The following is a 19,178-nucleotide window of genomic DNA, read 5'->3' on the forward strand; positions in this document are numbered from 1 at the left end:
GATGCTTTAAACTTTGTGCTTCCCTTTTGCATGAAGTCACTGCATGAGTCGCACTCTAGCCGAATGGCTGGCGTACCAGGAACGCGTCAACGTCCACAGCATCGAGCTGGGACTGGACCGGGTTCGCGAGGTTTGGCGACGGATGAGCGCGCCGGCGCCGGCGAAACGGGTGATCACGGTCGGCGGCACCAACGGCAAGGGTTCTACCGTGGCATTGCTGGAGGCGATGCTGCGTGCCGCCGACCTGCGCGTGGGCGCATTCACCTCGCCGCACCTGCTGGAATACAACGAGCGCGTGCGCATTGGCGGCGTCGATGCCGATGACGCTGCGCTGATCGCCTCTTTCGAGCGGATCGAGGCGTCACGCGGCAGCATGCCGTTGACCTATTTCGAATTCGGCGCGCTGGCCGCGCTGGACCTGTTCGCCCGTGCCGCGCTGGACGTGGCGGTGCTGGAAGTCGGCCTGGGCGGGCGGCTGGATGCGGTCAACATCATCGACGCCGACGTGGCGGTGATCACCACGGTGGACCTGGACCACATGGAATGGCTTGGCCCGGACCGCGACAGCATCGGACACGAGAAGGCCGGCATCGCGCGTGCCGGACGGCCGGCGATCGTGGGCGAGCTGGACCCGCCGGCTGGGCTGCTCGACGCGCTGGCCGAGCGCGGCGCGCGGGTCGAGCGGGCCGGCATCGATTTCAGCATCGAGCGGCACCAGGACGGCTGGCGCTGGCGCCACCGCGACGGCAGCGCGATGGAGCTGCCCGACCCGGCATTGGCGGCGCCGGTGCAGTACGCGAATGCGGCAGCGGCGATCGCCGCGTTGCACGCGCTTGACCTGGAGGCGTTCACGCCGAGCAGTTTTTTCGCGGCGGTCAGCGCGGGCCTGCACGAGGTACGGGTGCCGGCGCGGTTGCAGTCGATCGGCGGCGAGCCGCCGGTGATCGTGGATGTGGGCCACAATCCGCAGGCCGCCCGCGCGCTGGCCGAATGGCTGGATCTGCAGGCGCCGACGCGGGTGCATGCGGTGTACGGCGCGTTGGCGGACAAGGACGTGGCCGGGGTGATCGGTGCGCTCGGCCCGCACATTGGCCACTGGCACCTGGCCGGGCTGGACCAGGCCACCCCGCGCGGCATGCCGGTGGCCGCGCTGGCTGCGGTGCTGCGGCAGGTGCTGCCGCAGGCGCCGTACGACGCGCATGCTGACGTGACCGCCGCGCTGGCGGCGGCCCGCGCCGTCGCACAGCCGAACGAACGCATCCTCGCGTTCGGCTCGTTCTTCGTGGCCAGCGCGGTGCTCGCTGAACGCATCGGCTGAGGGTGAGCCATGGCGTCCGGCGCGGGCAGGTATAATTGCGTTGTTGTGCACCGCGTTTGCCGCCCTGGAGCGAAAACTTGAAAACACGCCTGCTGGGAGCCGCCGTCCTGATTGCGCTGGCGGTTCTGTTCGTGCCCATGTTCTTTTCCAGTACCCCGCCGGCGCCGGGCGGCGACCAGGCGGTCAGTCTGGCGATCCCGCCAGCGCCGGACCGTGACCTGCAGACGCGCACCATGAGCCTGGCGGCGGGCGCCGCGAGCGCCGCCAGCGCGCCGTCGCCGTCGGCACCGCCGGCCTCGAGCGACCGGCTGGCCACGGTGAACATCGGCTCCAGCCGCCCGCGCGACGTCGAAACCGACCCCGAGGCGGGCAAGCCGCCGCAACCGACCACGGTGACCATCGGTTCGGGTACTTCGCCCAGCCAGCCGGTGATTCCGCAGCAGACCACCCCGTCGCCGACCAGGGCGAACACCGCCACGGCGCCGGCGAAGAAGCCGCAGACCGTGGCGGTCGTGCCGCCGTCCCGGCCGGTGGCTGCGGCGCCGATGGCAGCTGCGCCCGCACTGGCTGCGGCGCGCGGCAACTACACGCTCAATCTCAGCGCCTACGCCAGTGCGGCCGGCGCCGCCAGCCTGGAACGTCGGGTGCGGGCGCTGGGCTATCCGGTCAGCGGCCACGCCATCACCCAGGCCGGCCAGCCGCGCACCCTGGTCACCGCCGGGCCGTTCGAGACGCGCGCCGCGGCCGAGGCTGCGCGCTTGAAGATCACCCAGTCGATCCCCGGCGTGCCGGCCCGGCTCGAACAGGACGCCAGCCGCGAAAGCGCCGCGGCGGCGCCCGCGACTGCGGCCACGGGCACCGCCAAGGCCGGCGGCTGGGCGGTGCAGCTGGCGGCGATGAGCGACCAGGCCGATGCGAACGCGCTGCGCGACAAGCTGCGTGCGAACGGTTTCGACGGCTTCGTCGATTCGGTGCAATCCGGCGGCCGGCGGTTGTGGCGCGTGCGGGCCGGCCCGCAGACCCAGCGCGCCGATGCGCAGCGCGTGCACGACCAGATCAAGGCGAAGCTGGGCATCGACGGCAACGTCGTGCCGGTACCCTGAGCGCGCTGGCGTCGGTACGGAACCCGCGCGGATGAACGGATGAACTGGACCGACGACATCATCCTTGGCGTGCTGGCCCTGTCGGTCTTCGTCGGCCTATGGCGCGGCCTGGTCTCCGAGGTGCTGGCGCTGGCGATCTGGATTGCCGCGTTCTGGGTGGCGTGGATGCTCGGCCCCGCCGCGGCGGCACGGCTGGAGCATGTGATCGAGCTGTCGTCGGCGCGGATCATCGTGGGCTATGGGCTCTGCTTCGTCGCCGTGCTGATACTCGGTGCGCTGCTGCGTTTCGTGATCGGCAGGCTGATCGAGGGCACCGGGCTGTCCGGCACCGATCGGCTGCTGGGCATGCTGTTCGGCTTTGCGCGCGGCGTGTTGCTGGTGACCCTGCTGGTGTTCCTGGTCGGTTTCACCGCGTTCACGCGCGATCCGTGGTGGCGGCAGTCAGTGCTGTTGCCGCACTTTCAGCACATGGCGGCCTGGCTGGGCCAGCAGGTGCCGCCGGGCGTGCGCGAATATCTCCACCCGCCGGCGACGCTCGGCCGGTGGTCCGGCTTGCCGGCGGCGCGGCCGGACCCCATATCGGGCAAGGCGCCCGCGCCGGCCGCGAGCGTGCGGTATCCGGCGTCACCGGCGGCGGCCGGCACGGCCGGTCCACCCCGGACTTTCTGAACCATCCTTTGAAGCAGGCAACAAACCATGTGCGGAATCATCGGCATTGTCGGTACCACCGAAGTGGCATCGGCGCTCTATGACGGCCTGACGGTGCTGCAGCACCGCGGCCAGGACGCGGCCGGCATCGCCACGGTGGATGGCGCGCGGCTGCGCCTGCACAAGGGCAACGGACTGGTGCGCGACGTGTTCGGGCAGAGCGCGATGAGCGGCCTGCGCGGGCGCATCGGCATCGGCCACTGCCGCTACCCCACCGCCGGCTCGGAAGGCTCGGCCGAGGCCCAGCCGTTCTACGTCAACTCGCCGTACGGCATCGCGTTCGCGCACAACGGCAACCTGGTCAACACCGACGCGCTGCGCCGCGAGATGTTCCAGGACGACCGCCGCCACATCAACACCGATTCCGATTCCGAGGTGCTGCTGAACGTGCTGGCGCACGAGTTGCAGATCCAGGACCGGATGGAGCTGACCCCGGACCACATCTTCAAGGCAGTGGCCGGCGTGCACGCGCGCGCCCGCGGCGGCTACGCCTGCATCGCCCTGCTGCTGGGCTACGGCCTGATCGCGTTCCGCGATCCGAACGGCATTCGCCCGCTGGTGCTGGGTGAGCGGATCAGCGGCGAGGGCCGCGAGTACGCGGTGGCGTCGGAGTCGGTGGCGCTGGACATCCTCGGCTTCAAGCGCATCCGCGACGTGGCGCCGGGCGAGGCGGTGATCATCACCGACGCCGGCCAGCTGTACACCCGCCGCTGCGCCGAGGGCGCGCCGCACACGCCGTGCATCTTCGAATACGTGTACCTGGCCCGGCCCGACTCGATGATCGAGGACGTGTCGGTGTACAAGGCGCGCCTGCGCATGGGCGAGAAGCTGGCCGAGAAGATCCTGCGCGAACGGCCCGACCACGGCATCGACGCGGTGATCCCGATCCCCGACACCGCGCGCACCGCCGCCAGCGCGCTGGCCGGCGCGCTCGGCGTGCCGTTCCGCGAGGGCTTCGTCAAGAACCGCTACATCGGCCGCACCTTCATCATGCCGGGGCAGGGCGAGCGGGTGAAATCGGTGCGCCGCAAGCTCAACGCGATCGACCTGGAGTTCCGCAAGAAGAACGTGCTGCTGGTGGACGACTCGATCGTGCGCGGCACCACCTCGAAACAGATCATCCAGATGGCCCGCGACGCCGGCGCGAAGAACGTCTACTTCGCCTCCGCCGCGCCGCCGGTGCGCTACCCGAACGTGTACGGCATCGACATGCCGTCGGCTTCGGAACTGGTCGCCGCCGGGCGCACCGAGAAGGAGGTCGAGCAGGCGATCGGCGCCGACTGGTTGATCTACCAGGACCTGAAGGACCTGATCTGGGCGGTGCAGGACGGCAACGAGGAACTGAAGCAGTTCGACGCTTCGTGCTTCTCCGGCGAGTACGTCACCGGCCTCGACCAGAGCTACCTGGCGCAGATCGAAATGCTGCGCTCGGACGACGCCAAGGCCGCGCGGCGGGCAGGCTGAGCCCCGTACTGCACGCGTAGGAGCGCACCCTGTCCACAAGGGACTTCCTTCGGTCGTGCGCGATGCTCTGATGTTGGACGGAGCCAAGAGCATCGCGCACAGGGTGCGCTCCTTAGGTCTTGATGTCCGACCTGTCAGGGTCGAGCATTCCCGACTGATCATCGGGGGAACCGGGTGATGCCGATGCGCTCCTTTGGCTTCGAGCCCGTGACGTAGATGCACACCCCGGTTCCGATTTCGCTCATCCAGAAGTTTGAACGGTACCCTCGGCCCGCCACTGGCGTGAGCCTGCACACCTAAGGATCAGCCGGATGAGCATGGTGATCGGAACAAACCATGCGAGGTAAGGCGATGACAAACGTTGTGGGAGTGGATGTGGCCAAGGCCACGTTTGATGTGGCCGTTGGTCTGGCCAAGCCGGGCAAATTCCAGACACGCGCCAAGGTGGCCAATCGTGAAGAAGGCTTCCAGGAGTTGATGACCTGGTTGGACAAGCACGCGCCGGAAGCGGCGGTGTGCATGGAAGCGACGGGGATCTATCACGAGGCACTGGCCATCTTCCTGGTACAGCAAGGCAAGACGGTCTACGTGGCCAATCCGGCGCAAGTAAAGTACTTCGGCAAGAGCCAGCTGACGCGAACCAAGACCGACCGCACAGACGCCAAGCTCATTGCGCAGTTCGCCACCAGTCAGCAGGCCGGCACCCATCCGATGGCGCCGTGGATGCCGCCGACAGCGGCCCAGCGCACCTTGCGCGCGCTGGTCGAACGGCTGGACGATCTCAAGGGCATGGAGCGGATGGAAGCGAACCGACTCGACGTCGCCAATGACGCCGTACGCGACTCGGTGGAAGCGTCGCTCAAGGAACTGCGCAAGCAGATCAAGGCGCTGGAGCAGCGCATCAACAATCACATCGACAAGGATCCCCAGCTGCGCTACGACGCGGCGTTGATGACGTCCATCCCCGGCATCGCCAAGACCACGTCGGCCTCCCTGCTCGCCGCACTGGGCGACCTGCGACGCTTCGACGCGCCGGGCAAGCTGGTCGCCTTCGCCGGCCTCAACCCGGCACGGCGCGAGTCGGGCACGCTCAAGGGACAGGTCCGGATCTCCAAAACCGGTGCCCCCGGCTTGCGCGCCAAACTCTACTTTCCCGCCATCTGCGCCAAGAACCACAACCCCGTGGTTCGTGCCTTCTGCGAACGGTTGCTCGCACGCGGGAAGCTCCCCATCGTGACCGTGTGTGCCGCCATGCGGAAGCTCCTGCACCTAGTCTGGGGCGTCATCCATACCAACTCGCTGTTTGATCCTGACTACCCCAGACACCGCCTCGTTGCCTCTGCGCACGCATCACCTGGATGCTCGCTTGCATAACGCGGAACGAGACGGTATCTACAGGAAACGCCATGACCGACCTGCATGTCGCCGCCAAGCGCTGCCTCGACGCCACCGATCCGGCCGAAAAGCTGCGTCTCACCCATGAAACCTGGCAGGCGTTCCTCGCCGGCGAATTGCGCGCTGACCCCGCGTCGCCGCCGCCAGCGCCGATCGGACCGCCCGGCCGTCCCGCGAAACCGCAGCTGGTCAACGCCCGCCAGCTGCCGCAACGTGGCCTGGGCAGCGCGGAAGGCCGCGCCGCGCTGGTGCATGCGGTGGCCCACATCGAGTTCAACGCGATCAACCTGGCCTGGGATGCGGTGTACCGCTACCGCGGCATGCCGGCGGACTACTACCGCGACTGGGCCAGCTGCGCACACGACGAGGCACGCCACTTTACGCTGCTGTCCGACCGGCTGGCCGAGCTCGGCTATGCCTACGGCGACTTCGATGCGCACAACGGCCTGTGGGAAATGGCCGAGAAGACCGCCGGCCACGACACCGCGCGGATGGCGCTGGTGCCGCGCGTGCTGGAGGCACGCGGGCTGGACGTCACCCCCGGCATGATCGAGCGGCTGCGCGGCCTCGGCGACGAACGCACGGTGGCGATCCTGGAAGTGATCCTGCGCGAGGAAGTGGCCCACGTCGCCGCCGGCACCCGCTGGTACCGCCACTGCTGCGAACGCGACGGCCTCTACCCGATCGAGACGTTCTTCACCCTGCTGCGCGACTACATGGGCGTGAATCTGCGTGGGCCGTTCAACCGGCCGGCGCGGCTGCAGGCGGGCTTTGTCGAAGCCGAGCTGGATCGATTGGCGGCGTTGGCCGCAGAGTTGCCTGGCGCGACCGGGAGTTTTCAGTCTTGCTCAAACCGTCCGTGAAAACGGGGATAGAACCCGCGCCCGGTTTCGTCTGGCGAGTGAGATGAACTTGGCGGTCAGCATCAAGCCCCAGATGCGGGCGTTGACGAACAACGAATCGCTCTTGCCGAAATATGATTCCCTGTTCGCCTCGCTGAGCTCGGGCATCTCGCGCCTTCGCGTGCACGCGCGCCACAAGCTCGGCTGCGCGCGAGAGCGAGACCGCGTTCTGCAGCAGGCGCTGCGGCCTGGCCCAGCAACTCGTTCATCGTTTCGGTTTCGCCGCGGTAGTGAGCTGCTGCCATACGCGACCGAATTCACGCCCAAAAAATCGGACGTTGCGTCAACGGGTGTCGGATCCGAATTTTGCAGCGCACGGCGACCCGACTAAACCCGATTGAAACGAAGTCCCTCGGCGCGCGTTTGCAGCCATCGCTCGGCATACGAGGTGCCGGCGCTGTTCAGCTCGAGCAGGACCAGTTCGTCGCGCTCGCGATCGAGCCAGCCGGAAAGACTGGTCGCCCGCGCGGTTGCAGCCGTGGCAATAGTGACAGCCTGCCGCGGCAAGTCCGTGGTGGGTGCTTCGTTGTCGGTCAAACCGACGAGACGACCCGTCGCGCCGTCGCGGCCGACGAAGTTGCCGTCGATGTCGCCGTGGACGTCGATGCTCAATTGCAGGCGCAGATCGCCCGCAATGGAGGAGACCCACGTGCCGCTCAGCGGACTTGACGCGTCCGGCTCGGCGCGATCGGTGGCTGCGGCGGTGATTTCGAGTGCGCCGTCGCCGGAAACGTCGAAGTGAAGCTTGTCGATGTGGAATCCCGGCGTTGGGCCGCGGTCGCTCGCAGTACTGACCACGAGGTTGTGCAGCAGGAGCAGGCGCGGACCTTGTTGCGTCTGCAGGAGCTGGCCTCCCATGCCCGATACCCAATGCCTGCCATTGTCGCTACTGCTGCCGATCGGGCGCCAGCTGATCGACAGCGCGATGCCTCGGCCTCTCGTTTCATCAGTCGCAGCGGCGACGCAGCCGCGTACACGGTATTCCCCGCTCGCACCGGTATGCGAGCGGTAGACGCCGCGCAGATTGCTCCCGGACGTCGCGCCAGGCAGCAAGCCAGCGCGTTCCCTGTGAACCGAGCTATAGATGCCTTGCAGGCTGCCGTCGATCTCCGCCTGCAGACGCATCAGCGAATCGTATTCGTTGCGCCAGAGCGGGCCGGCGATCACGGACGTCGTGTTGTCGTCAGCCATAGATTTCCGCCACCCGTTCGCGACTGATATAGCCGTTCTTGATATCGTCTTCGACCGCGGCGCGTGCGCGCTTCTTCGGGTCGCCGTAGCCGGCGCCGCTCGCGGTGACGATGCGAATCACGTCGTCGCGATTGACGGTGAGCGTATTGACGATGGCCAGATTCTGCGCTTCGCCGTTGGCACGGATTACGCGGATGTAGTTCGCCGAACCTTCCTTGCCGCCGCGCATCGCCCAGGGGCGGTGCTTATTGCGCGAGTACGACGCGGTGAGAAAGCAGTTGTCGCTGCGCACGCGGTATTCGAGCACGATGCCTTTGCCACCGCGATGTTCGCCTTCGCCGCCAGGTTCGTCGTTGAGGGATAGGCGGTCGACGTAGAGGCCGTAGCGTGTCTCAGCGATCTCGACCGGGCAGTTGAACGTCTCGCCGTGCATCGAGCTGAACATCGCGTTGTTACCGTCGCCCTGCGCGGAACCGCCCCAGCCACCGATTTGTGGTTCGACTATGGTGAAATAGCGCCCTGTGTCCGGATTCGTGCCGCCAATGAATGTGCCGCAGATGCTGGAGAAATGACCGCTTGGCAGGCGATCTCCGAGATGTGGGGCCAGGCATCGCCAGAGCAGGTCGTACAGGCGCATGCCGACTTCGTAATAGATGCCGACCGCGGCCGGCTCCTGCGCATTGAATACGCTACCCGGGCGGGTCAGCACCTGCAGTGGGCGGAACGTGCCGCCGTTGGTCACGCCATAGGAGCCGGTGATGTTCTTGAAGATCATCTGCGCGGAGACGATGCTGTCGTCGTGGCTGCAGTTGTTCGGGCCGGTGTCCTGGTCGGGGTTGTCGCGTAGGTCGACGATGAAGGCGTCGTCGGTGATCTCGATCGTCGCCTTGTAGACGACGCCGGAATCCTGCTCTTCCTCGATCGAGTAGCGGCCCTTCGGCAGTGCGCGCAAACCGTTGCGTGCCACCTGCTCGCCGTAGTCCATGAATTGCTTCATCGCAGCTATGAAAATGCCCTTGCCGTACTTGGCAACGAGCTCTTCGATGCGCTTGGCGCCGATGCGCGCGGAGGCTACGCCGGCCCAGAGGTCGCCTTCGAGGAAGGCCGGCAGGCGTGTGTTGACGCGGATGATGTCGAGTACGGCACGGATCGGCTGGCCGCGGTCGATCAGCTTCACTGCCGGCAGGCGCAGGCCTTCCTGGAAGATCTCCTTCGCTGCGGGCGAAAGCGAGCCGGGGAACGCACCGCCGACGTCGTTCCAGTGCGCGATGTTCGCGGTCCAGGCGACAATCTCGCCATCGGCGAACACCGGCATCAGCAGGATGTTGTCGTTGAGGTGGGTGACGCCGCCGTAGTACGGATCGTTGGTGATGAATACGTCGCCGGGCTGGATGTCGCCAGATTTTGAATGCAGTTCGAGCACGCGCTTGACGGACTTGTCGAGCACACCAACGAAGCCTGGAATGCCCGCGCCGCTCGAAGCGAGGTTGCCCTTGCCGTCGGTAATGCCGGTACCGGCATCGAGCACCTCGTAGATGACCGCGCTCATCGCGGTCTTGCGCAGTGCGGCGAACATCTCGTCGGCGATTGCCTGAAGCGAGCTCTGGATGATTTCGAGCGTGATCGCATCGCTCGCGCTCAGGATCTTGCTGGAATCAATCATGACGAAACTCCTCCGTGTCGAGGTCAACGATGACGTTGCCGTAGTCGTCGATGCGGACACGGTTGCCGGGGTGGATAAGTATTGTCGTGCCCGAGGTTTCGATCACCGCGGGGCCTCGGAACTGCATGCCGGGTTCGAGCAGGGCTCCATCGTAGATATCGGCGGTATGCTCGCCCTGCGTCGCATAATCGACATCGCGCCGGCTCTTGAGTGCCTCGCTCACCTTGCGTCCGCTGACCGGCAGCTTGGCTGGCTGCAGTTTGCCGACGTCGGCGAGTGCGACCAGATGTAGGCCGATGAACTCGACCGCGGCGTTGAGGCGATAGGTGTATTCGCGTTCGTAAACCTGATGAAATCCGATCGTGATCGAAGCGATGGCGTCTGCGTCGAGCGCGCCATCGGGCATCATGACTTCGACATGATGTTCCTGATTCTCGTAGCGCAACTTGGCATAGCGGAGGAACTTCACGCGTTCGGGCGCGATGCCCTCGGTACCGAACTGTTCGAGTGCCATTGCGGTGCTCTCGCCGAACAGGGCTTCAATCGCGCCGGCGTTCGTGCCGTCGAGCGGAATGAGCCGGCTGACGAAGAAGTCGCGACGCAGCTCGCTCATCAACATGCCCCAGGCGCTGAACACGTCGGCGGCACGCGGGATGACGACGCGGCGCATGTTCAGTTCGGTCGCGAGCGAGACCGCGTGCATCGGGCCGCCACCGCCGAAAGCGACGAGGGTGAAGTCACGCGGGTCGTGGCCACGGTTCATCGACACGAGCTTGAGCGCGTTGACCATGTTGTGATTGGCGATGCGCACGATGCCTCGTGCGACTTCGATGGGACTCATGCCGAGGCCCGCAGCGAGCGGTGCAAGCGCGCGGTCGACCGCGCCGAGATCGGCCTGGATCGTGCCGCCGCAGAAATACTCCGGATTGATTCGGCGCAGGGCGAGGTTGGCGTCGGTCGTCGTCGCCTGCGTGCCGCCGCGCCCGTACGCGGCCGGGCCCGGCGTCGAGCCGGCCGACTTCGGGCCAACGCGCAGTTTGCCGAACTCGTCGAGCCAGGCGATGCTGCCGCCGCCGTTGCCGATCTCGACGAGGTCGACCACTGGCACCATGATCGGGTAGCCCGCGCTCGTTGCGCCGCGCTCGATCCAGTAGTCGGTCATGATGCGCACCTGGCCGTTCTCGATCAGGCTGCACTTGGCGGTGGTGCCGCCGATGTCGAGCGCGAGAAGGTTCGGCTCGCCGATCAGGCGACCGAGTTCGGCGGCGCCCCAGAAACCGCTCGCCGGGCCCGATTCGACCATCGTGATCGGAATGCGGCTGGCGCGCTCGATCGAATCGACGCCGCAGTTGGACTGCATCACATAGAGCTGACCCGCCAGACCTTCATCGTTCAGGCCTCGCTTCAAGTCGGCAAGATAACGCCCGGCGATTGGCTGCACGTAGGCCGAGAGCACGGCAGTGTTGGTGCGCTCGTATTCGCGCCATTCGCGTGTGATCTGATGCGAGGCGACCGTGCTGACCTCGGGCCATAGGCGTCGCACTTCGTCGAGTACGCGCACTTCGTGAGCGGGATTGGCGTAGGAGTGCAGCAGACAGACCGCGATTGCAACGACGCCTTCGCGGCGGAAGTCCTCGACGATCGCCGGCAGTGCGGAGAGATCGAGCGGCGTGCGCTCCGCACCGTTCGGCCCGATGCGTCCGGGCAATTCGCGACGCAGATGGCGCGGCACGAAGCTTTCCGGTTTGCGATAGCCTAGATTGAAGAAGTCGGGTCGGTTGCCGCGCGCGATCTCAAGCGTGTCGCGGAAACCTTCGGTAGTGATCAGCGCGACCTTTACGCCCTTGCGTTCGGTCAGCGCATTGATGACGACCGTGGTGCCGTGGGCGAGGAATGCGACTTCGCGCACCGGCACCTTGGCTTTGGTGATAACGTTCAGCACGCCGCGCTCGAAGTTCGGCGGCGTGGTGTCGGTCTTCGCCGTGATCACTTCCTGATGCCCGTTGTGCGGGTCAGTACGGAAATAGACAAGGTCGGTGAACGTGCCGCCAACGTCGGTGGCGACACGGATGGTAACGGGTGTGGACATGGGAATCCTCGACGGTTCGGCGGCCCGCTTGGGGCCGCCACCGTGCGTTCAGAAGTAGTTGTAGCGGAAGTCGACGCCGAACGTGCGCGGAACGCCGATGTCGGCGAATCCGCCGAGCACGTATTCAGCGTTGTACTTCGTGTTGGTTGCGTTCTTCGCCCACAACCCAACGCTCCAACTGCCGTCGTGCGACTCGATACCCATTCTCAGGTTCAGCAGACCGAACGCATCGCGCGAGCGGGTGTCACCCGGGTCCCAGTACTGCTGGCCGATGCGCTCGTAGTCGATGCGTATGAGGCCGTTGAGCGCACTGTTCAATGTCGGTGTGTATTGGATGCCGACATTGGACGTGTAGCGCGGCACGTACGGCGCGCTTTTGCCGGCGGCGCCCGGTTCCAGGGCAAAGCGCTTGACGTCACTGAGCGTGTAGCCGTAGCCGCCGTAGATGGTGAGGTCCTTGCGCAGGCGGTATTTCGCGTCGATTTCGTAGCCATCGAGATCGACCTTGTTGAGATTGGTCAACACTTGCGTGCCTAGCTGACCGACGAAGACGAAGTACAGCATGTTGCTCACGTTGGTGTGGAACACGCTGCCGTCGATTTGCAGGCGGCCATCGTCCAGGCGGCTCTTGAAGCCCGCTTCCAGACTCTTGGCAGATTCGGGTTGGTACAGGTCGGTGACGCCGACCAGCCCAGCCGAAGCGGCAACGGCGCCGGTGCCGGCCTGGTTGAAACCGCCGCTGCGGAAGCCTTCGCCATAGCTCCCGTAGAAGCGAAGACTGTCGTTGGCCTTCCACGTCAGCGTCAGCTTGGGCTGCCATTTCTCGAAGACGGCGTTGCGTACCTGCCCCGAAGCGGGATCGAAGGCCAGGGGGGCGGAGTTTTTCTGGGAGTGGTCTTCGCGGTCGTAGCGCAGCGCTGCGGCGAGCTCGAGTTGCTCGGTGAGGTCATAGTCGACCTGACCGAACACGGCACTCGCCTTCTGCTCGTTATGGTCGGCGAGAAATATGGTGGTTGGATTGTTGCTGTTGGGGCCGGCGGGAACTTCCTTGATCGGCAGGAGGCCCAGGCCCAGATCGAGTCCATCCGAAGAAGACAGATAGCGGCGGCCGTACAGATAGTAAGCACCGACGATCCAACGCAGGCGCTGTTCCGACGGCGAGGTCAGGCGCAACTCGAATTGCGTGGCATTCGTCGACAGGTACTGGGTCTGCGTGCCGTCTGTGCCGGGACCGTAGGGAGAATTCGCCGAGATGGCTGGCGAGTAGGGGAACTGATCGCCGGCAAACAACTCATTGACATGGTCGTAGCCGACGATGCCGGTTAGCGTCGCGAACGGAAGCGTGTAGTCGGCCTTGACCGAGAAATGATCGAGCACGCGCTTGTCGAAACCCAGGTTGTTCGCGCGAATCGGGATCGAAGTGTTGTTCGGGTCGTCGACGCCGTACAGCGGCTGGAACACATAATTGAGCGCGCCGCCCGAGGTGCGCGAGCTGCTGAGTTGGGTGTCGATGGTGAGGTCGTCGTTTACGTTGGCGATGATCCGTGCGCGGAAGTTGTGGTCGCGCTCGTAGTCCACCTTCCTGTCGAGGTAGGTGTTATCGATCAGGCCATCGAAGTTGCTCGCCGAGCCGGCGAGGAGGTATTTCACCCTGCCGTCGCCGATCGGTCCGCTGACGCTGAACATCGAATTCGTCAGGCCGCCGTTGCCGACGCCAGCCTTGAACGTCGCGGCGAAGTCATCGCCCGGCGGCGTGGTGGTGATCAGGATTGCACCGCCTTCCGCATTGCGCCCGTAGAGCGCGCCCTGCGGCCCCTTGAGCACCTCGATCGCATCGATATCGTACAACTGTTGGTTGAACTGGTTCGGGCTGATCTGCTGCACGCCATCGACCACCGTCGCCACCGGCGGCTCGCCGTTGCGCACCTGAGTGATGCCGCGGACTGTGAGGAAGCTGGATCCCGAATTCTGTGCCTGGACCATGCTCACGTTCGAGGTGAGCTGAACGAAATCGGCCGGCGTGTTGATGCTTGCGCGTTCGATTTCCTGCGCAGTGAAGGTGGTGATCGCGATCGGCACATCCTGCAGCGATTCGCTGCGCTGGCGCGCGGTCACGGTGACTTGTTCGAGCGTTACCTTGTTCTTATTGGCGTCGTTCGCGGTGGAGGGTGCAGTTGCCGCGTCGGTTGCCGCGCTATTCGCGCTGTTCTTCTCACCGTCGGAAGGAGCTTGTTGGGCGAAGCCGCTGCCCGCGCCCAGGGCGAGGGCGATCGCTATGCTCAACCGCGCAGGCGTCAAACGATGGTTAGCTCTCATGTGGAGACCTGTTGGCGAAACGGACAATTCCGTCGCCCACGAGAATGATGACAAGAAGACGTGTCTGTCCACGGCGGTCGAGAGTAGGCTGCGATCAGAGCGCGAACAGGGCATACCCGATCGGGTGGCTGGTGCGGCGGAGGTTTGGAAAGAACTTTTCCCGTTTATCCGGTCACACGACATGAAGAAACAGCATTTGCGCGAAAATGTGAAAACCCGAAGGGGCGGAAAAATAATCGGCGAAGAGTTTTTCTTGCCATCTTCGCGCTTTCGCATGAAATCCCTGCTGATCCGTGGGCGATGAAGAATCTGCCTGATCGGGTAGGCGAATCCTCTTTGCCCTGACATGCCCACCCTTGGCGCCCATTGAGGAAGTCTCCTTTCCGAGCCTAGATTTACATCGCGGCTGATCGGTCGACTGTGGATGCGGTGCGACTTTTTTGAATCCGGGAGTATTGCGATGACTGAACAGCCGACAATTTTGGAGTCTCGACTCTTCCGTATCCCATCGAGGCGACCCCACCGCGATGATGGCCTCAAGTCTGGCATCGAGGGGATGGTGTCATGATCGGCGGCTCGACGATACAAGCCGAACTGGCCTCGATCCGGCCCTGGGCGGAGCGCGCACCGGCCATCGACGCCGAAGAGCGGCAGGAACGCATCGAACGCGCGCGTCGGCTGATGGCGGATGCAGGCGCCGATGCGTTGCTGATTGGCGCCGGCCACAGCCTGTCCTATTTCAGCGGAATCGGCTGGGGAATGATCGAGCGGCTCGTGGCGATGGTGCTGACCCCGCGCGGACGCCCTTACCTCGTTTGTCCGGCGTTCGAACAGGGTTCGCTCGAAGCGATCCTCACGATAGACGTCGATCTGCGGCTGTGGGAGGAGCACGAAAGCCCTTCATCGCTGGTCGCCGGTATCCTACGTGAGACCGGAAGTGCGAACCTCGCGATCGACCCGACATTGCCGTTCGGCATGGCCGAGCAATTGCGCTACGCTTCGCCGTCCGTCAGGATTTTCGATGCCGCACCGATCATCGACGGCTGCCGCGCAATCAAGTCGCCCGCCGAACTCGCGCTGTTGCAACAGGCCAAGCGCATGACCCTGGAAGTGCAGCGGCGCGCGGCGCGCATTCTCGCTCCAGGTATGCGGACCAGCGAGGTACGGCGCTTCATCGACGAAGCACACAAGGCGATCGGGAGTGCCGGCAGCACCTTCTGCATCGTCCAGTTCGGCCGATCGACCGCGTTTCCGCACGGCCTGCCGGGCGACGACGTTCTCTGTGAAGGTGACATGGTGCTGATCGACACGGGCTGCGCAGTGCAGGGCTACAACTCCGACATCACCCGCAGCTATGTGTTCGGCCGGGCCGACGACGAGAAGCGCAGGATCTGGGAGATCGAAGCGGAGGCGCAGATCGCGGCCTTCGAGGCCGTCCGTCCCGGCGTCCCCTGCGAGGAGATCGATCGCGTTGCGCGCGCGCTGCAGGAGCGGCACGGCCTTGGCCCTGGCTACCGATTGCCCGGAATGCCGCATCGGACCGGCCACGGCATCGGCCTTGCGATCCACGAGGCGCCGTACCTGGTGCGCGGTGACCGCACGCCGTTGCGGCCAGGCATGTGTTTCTCCAACGAGCCGACGATCGTCGTGGCCGGCAAGTTCGGCGTTCGCCTCGAGGACCATTTCTACGTCACCGAGAACGGGGCGGCCTGGTTCACCGAGCCGTCGCCCGCGATCGACCGGCCTTTTGCCGAATGAGCGATGGATTGACTGGAAGAACGGAAATGCCTGAGACCTTTCGCGCGGTCCGGTTCCACCGCATGGGCAATCCACCGGAAGTGCTGGTGGTAGACTATTTGCCGTTTCGGGAATTGAAGACAGATGAAGTCCGCATCCACGTGATGGCGTTTTCCCCTTCAGTCGCGCCGACTGGCCGTTCTTCCGCAGAGACCGTTATTTCCCGCCGCAGCTCCCGTTCCGCATTGGCTCCTATTTGCTCGGGAACGGTCATGGCGATGGGCAGCCGCACCGACCGGAGCGGGGACATGCCGGGCGGGGCCACGTCGACGGCTGCCGAGTTCCCGCGGCATTTTTCCGGTGATCGCCATTGGGCGGGCCTGGATTTCCTCGGACCGACGCGGCGGTCGGTGCCGCATGATCCGGGTCCAACGGGGGCGACCGGTCTGGCCCTCGATATGGTGGCTTGAAAATATGGCTGCGGTGCAGGGCGGGCCGTATTCCGTGGGTGCTGCGGGGGTGAGGTCCTCGCGCGACAGGATCAGTCGAGTGCGTCCAGCGGCAAAGCGAGCCGATGCGCCGCAGACAGCGCGGCGGTGCGCGAGTCGACGCCGAGCTTGCGGTAGATCTGCTTCAGATGGAATTTCACCGTGTTCTCGGACAGGCCGAGCAGGCATCCGATCGCCTTGTTCGAGCGGCCGTGGTGGAGTTCGCGCAGCACGTCGAGTTCGCGGCCGCTGAGCACGCTCGCGTCGTCGGCGTGTTGCGTTCGCAATTCGCGCTGCACGCGCAGGAGAAAGGCGCGTGCGGCGCCCAGCGGCGGCAGGGCGCGGCCGTCGTTGAGCGCTTCGCGAATCAGCGCTTCCGCCGAAGGTGGCAGGTTGAAGAACAAGCCCACGGCGTCTGTGCCACAGGCGAAGTCGAGCGCGGCGGAGAATCGTCCGATCGCGTCGGCAACGTCGCCTTGCCCCTTGCGCGCCAGCGCGGCGAGCATGCCGAGGTTCGCTGCCGCGGCGCGCCGGCCCTGTGTCACGCAGACGGCGATTTCGCGATCGGCCCATTGCAGTGCACGCGCGTATTGGCTGCAGGTGAGCGCGAGTTTCACCGCGGTCACTGTCCAGGCGTAGCGTTCGCGCCAACATTGGCTGGCATCAGCGCGCAGGCGCGGTTCCTCGAGTGCGGCTGCGGCCTGGCCCAGTGCGGCAGCCGGCGACGCCTTGCCGGTGTCGAGCTCGAGCTGCCAGGCATTGGCCAGGCGTTCGAGTTCGCGAAAGCCGCGCACGCGGGCATTGGCCCGGACGCGCTGCAGCATGGCGCGCCCAGCCTCGCCTCCGTTGCGCGCGAAGGCGAGGCGCGTGGCAGTTTCGTAGGCGAGTGCGTAGATGTCGAACCAACCATCCTGGCGTTCGATCGTGGCCAGCGAGGAGTCGATCAGCGCGGCCGCTTCGTCGAGGCGATTGCGATGGTAGAGCAGCGGCGCGAGCAGGCTGCCCGCGGCTGCCTTGAGCATGCTGTCCGTGCCGAAATTCGCCTCGGCCAGTTCCAGCGCGCGGTGGTAGATGTCTTCGGCTGTGTCCCATTCGCCGCGGTAATAGAGGCTTTCGCCGAGATGAAACAGGCAATAGGTCGTGCCGACGACGCAATTGCCCGCCTGCATGTTGGCTATGCCGTCGCGGCTGTAGCGCTCGGCGCGGTCGAACTCTGCGAGGGCGAGGGAATCGACTGTGCTGATCGCCTGAGCGGTGGCACGGGTGACGTAATCGTCCTCGGCGAGCGAGGCGATGAAACGGTCGATCTCCGCATGCCGTTCGGGTTTACCCGACTCGTCGAGGTAGCCGACCCACAGCGCATGCACGATCGTGTAGCTGTTGCGTTGTTCGGTGTTCAGCGTGGCCAGGCGTGGACCGATGCTCTCCAGACAGCGACGCGCGTTCGACCATTCGCCACGCTTGATGTCGAGGTAGGCCTGCAGCACGAGTAACAGCGGATCGCTCTCCAGCGTCTCGCGCGGGAACAACTTGAGCAGATTGCTGACGAAGCCCAGGCCGTGGGTCAGGATGAGTTGCCAGCTGCGCGCATCTTCGACGAACGCGATGGCACGAGCCGTCTCGGCTGCCCGCAGCGCTTGGCGTACGGCTTCGAGCAAGTCACCGTGTCGGTGCAGCCAGACGGATGCGCGCATTTGTAGAACCGCGGTGCGCTCGGGATGGGCAAGTGCGAGACGGTCGCGCAGGAAGTCGCCGAACAGCGAATGGAAGCGAAACCAGTCGCGGCCGCGATCGAGCGGAATCAGCAGGGCGTCCAGGTGGGTTAGTCGTTCGAGCAGTTCGGCGCCGTCATAGCGTTCGCGAACAGAGTCCAACATCGGCGCATTGAAGCGGTCGAATACCGCCGCGTCCATGAGGAATTCCTGCAAATCATGCGGCAGGTCGCGCAGCACCTGTTCGCTCAGGTAGTCGGCGATCTCACCACTTCGCTCGGCGAATTCGGGCAGCGCGTGTTCGCGGCCACGTCGCATCCAGATGCGCGCGAGCTGCGATACCACTGCCCAGCCTTCGCTGCGCGCATAGAGCAGCGCGTGTTCTTCGGGTTCAAGCATGCCGTCGAACAGAGTCGCCGATTCCTGCAACGTGAACATCAGGTCGGCTGCGCCTATCGTCTGCACGAGACCGCGCGCGATCAGTGCGGAGAGGTGGATCGACGGCCGGTCGCGCGAGCTGATCGCCAGATGCAGATTGCGGCCGCCGCGACGCAGGAGGATTTCCACGATCTCCGCTGCGGAGGGGCATTGCGCGAGCTGGTAGTCGTCGAGGATCAGCACGACGGCTCCGCGGTTGGCGGCGATGCGGCTGAGCAGGGAGAGCAGGGTGGCCTTGGTAGAGGATTCGAGCAGGCCGTTCTCTGCGATCGTTTCGAGCGCGCCGACATCGAGCCCGGCGCGATGCAGCGAGAGGATGATGTTCGAGATCAATCGCGCCGGTTCGGCATCGTCCTCGTCGAGGGTCAGCCATGCAGCGGTGACGTCGGATTCGGACTGCAACTCGAGCCACCATTGCGCGAGCAGGGTGGTCTTGCCGAAGCCGGGCGGCGAGACCAGCAAGGTCAGCGCATGCTCGCGCCAGGACTTCAGGCGCGCCGACAACGCCGATCGGGTGGCCAGCGCTACGCGCTGGCTCGGCGGCTCTAGCTTGCCGACGAGGAGAATGCTCGATGCGGGCACTTTGGCGGGCTCGGACGGCATGCGGAAACCAACCTGAGGGTGATCTTGCGCCAAGCTGCATCTTGCATGGAG

At 65.4% G+C, this 19,178-nt stretch carries 14 protein-coding genes; 9 read left to right on the top strand and 5 right to left on the bottom strand.

The features are described from left to right. The first annotated feature begins 43 nt into the window (after nucleotides 1–43). The 6 genes from folC to LRK53_RS08705 all read left to right on the top strand — a co-directional run bounded on the left by folC (nucleotide 44) and on the right by LRK53_RS08705 (nucleotide 6,851). Nucleotides 44–1,318 (top strand): bifunctional tetrahydrofolate synthase/dihydrofolate synthase, encoded by a 1,275-nt coding sequence (gene folC, locus LRK53_RS08680; RefSeq protein WP_235642636.1) that lies wholly within the window; start codon nucleotides 44–46, stop codon nucleotides 1,316–1,318. 77 nt (nucleotides 1,319–1,395) lie between these two features. After that, complete coding sequence (locus tag LRK53_RS08685) at nucleotides 1,396–2,421, top strand: SPOR domain-containing protein (RefSeq protein ID WP_027492361.1); 1,026 nt, start codon at nucleotides 1,396–1,398, stop codon at nucleotides 2,419–2,421. A gap of 39 nt (nucleotides 2,422–2,460) precedes the next feature. After that, complete coding sequence (locus LRK53_RS08690; protein ID WP_235642637.1) at nucleotides 2,461–3,090, top strand: CvpA family protein; 630 nt, start codon at nucleotides 2,461–2,463, stop codon at nucleotides 3,088–3,090. 27 nt (nucleotides 3,091–3,117) lie between these two features. Beyond that, a complete protein-coding gene (gene purF / locus LRK53_RS08695) occupies nucleotides 3,118–4,593 on the top strand; it encodes an amidophosphoribosyltransferase (protein WP_027492360.1) in 1,476 nt (491 codons plus the stop codon). 351 nt (nucleotides 4,594–4,944) lie between these two features. Further along, on the top strand, nucleotides 4,945–5,967 hold the full coding sequence (locus LRK53_RS08700) for an IS110 family RNA-guided transposase (RefSeq protein ID WP_081666535.1): 1,023 nt from the start codon (nucleotides 4,945–4,947) through the stop codon (nucleotides 5,965–5,967). Nucleotides 5,968–5,999: 32 nt separating this feature from the next. Next, nucleotides 6,000–6,851 (top strand): ferritin-like domain-containing protein, encoded by an 852-nt coding sequence (locus tag LRK53_RS08705; protein ID WP_051257530.1) that lies wholly within the window; start codon nucleotides 6,000–6,002, stop codon nucleotides 6,849–6,851. Nucleotides 6,852–7,217: 366 nt separating this feature from the next. On the opposite strand, the gene LRK53_RS08710 is transcribed toward LRK53_RS08705, so the two are convergent. Genes LRK53_RS08710 through LRK53_RS08725 form a run of 4 tightly spaced genes read right to left on the bottom strand, consistent with a single transcriptional unit; the run spans nucleotide 7,218 to nucleotide 14,116 of the window. Further along, nucleotides 7,218–8,081, bottom strand: coding sequence for a hypothetical protein (locus tag LRK53_RS08710; RefSeq protein ID WP_027492140.1), 864 nt, complete (start codon nucleotides 8,079–8,081; stop codon nucleotides 7,218–7,220). Then, complete coding sequence (locus tag LRK53_RS08715) at nucleotides 8,074–9,744, bottom strand: hydantoinase B/oxoprolinase family protein (protein ID WP_037089295.1); 1,671 nt, start codon at nucleotides 9,742–9,744, stop codon at nucleotides 8,074–8,076. Before LRK53_RS08715 ends, LRK53_RS08710 begins: the two co-directional genes overlap by 8 nt. After that, the gene (locus LRK53_RS08720) at nucleotides 9,737–11,833 is read right to left on the bottom strand and encodes a hydantoinase/oxoprolinase family protein (protein WP_027492142.1); all 2,097 of its coding nucleotides are present in this window, start codon (nucleotides 11,831–11,833) and stop codon (nucleotides 9,737–9,739) included. The genes LRK53_RS08715 and LRK53_RS08720 overlap by 8 nt, the downstream gene beginning before the upstream one ends. Before the next feature lie 48 nt (nucleotides 11,834–11,881). Continuing rightward, complete coding sequence (locus tag LRK53_RS08725; RefSeq protein WP_051257531.1) at nucleotides 11,882–14,116, bottom strand: TonB-dependent receptor; 2,235 nt, start codon at nucleotides 14,114–14,116, stop codon at nucleotides 11,882–11,884. Between LRK53_RS08725 and LRK53_RS08730 the strand changes: the two genes are divergently transcribed. From LRK53_RS08730 to LRK53_RS08740, 3 genes are all read left to right on the top strand, one after another. Continuing rightward, nucleotides 14,109–14,453: a hypothetical protein gene (locus LRK53_RS08730; protein WP_185754605.1), complete on the top strand. Its 345-nt coding sequence runs from the start codon at nucleotides 14,109–14,111 to the stop codon at nucleotides 14,451–14,453. The genes LRK53_RS08725 and LRK53_RS08730 overlap by 8 nt on opposite strands. 260 nt (nucleotides 14,454–14,713) lie before the next feature. Continuing rightward, a complete protein-coding gene (locus LRK53_RS08735) occupies nucleotides 14,714–15,907 on the top strand; it encodes a M24 family metallopeptidase (RefSeq protein ID WP_027492144.1) in 1,194 nt (397 codons plus the stop codon). A 26-nt stretch (nucleotides 15,908–15,933) separates the two neighbouring features. Next, entirely contained in the window at nucleotides 15,934–16,356 is a 423-nt protein-coding gene (locus tag LRK53_RS08740; protein WP_185754606.1) for an MDR/zinc-dependent alcohol dehydrogenase-like family protein, read from the top strand. A 71-nt stretch (nucleotides 16,357–16,427) separates the two neighbouring features. Here LRK53_RS08740 and LRK53_RS08745 read toward each other — a convergent pair whose 3' ends face one another. Further along, a complete protein-coding gene (locus LRK53_RS08745; RefSeq protein WP_037089296.1) occupies nucleotides 16,428–19,127 on the bottom strand; it encodes a winged helix-turn-helix domain-containing protein in 2,700 nt (899 codons plus the stop codon). Nucleotides 19,128–19,178: the final 51 nt, after the last annotated feature.

The sequence above is a fragment of the Rhodanobacter thiooxydans genome (assembly GCF_021545845.1).
GTDB lineage: Bacteria > Pseudomonadota > Gammaproteobacteria > Xanthomonadales > Rhodanobacteraceae > Rhodanobacter.